The following is a 306-nucleotide window of genomic DNA, read 5'->3' on the forward strand; positions in this document are numbered from 1 at the left end:
CTCAGATTGAACGCTGGCGGCAGGCTTAACACATGCAAGTCGAGCGGAGTGATGGTGCTTGCACTATCACTTAGCGGCGGACGGGTGAGTAATACTTAGGAATCTACCTATTAATGGGGGACAACATCTCGAAAGGGATGCTAATACCGCATACGCCCTACGGGGGAAAGCAGGGGATCTTCGGACCTTGCGTTAATAGATGAGCCTAAGTCGGATTAGCTAGTTGGTGGGGTAAAGGCCTACCAAGGCGACGATCTGTAGCGGGTCTGAGAGGATGATCCGCCACACTGGGACTGAGACACGGCC

Annotated in this window: 1 rRNA gene; it reads left to right on the plus strand. The window is 53.6% G+C overall.

The annotated features are described in order from the left end of the window. Positions 1-306, plus strand: a 16S ribosomal RNA gene (locus CDA10_RS16735); the annotation flags it as partial.

The organism is Acinetobacter piscicola, from assembly GCF_002233755.1.
GTDB classification, from domain to species: Bacteria; Pseudomonadota; Gammaproteobacteria; order Pseudomonadales; family Moraxellaceae; genus Acinetobacter; species Acinetobacter piscicola.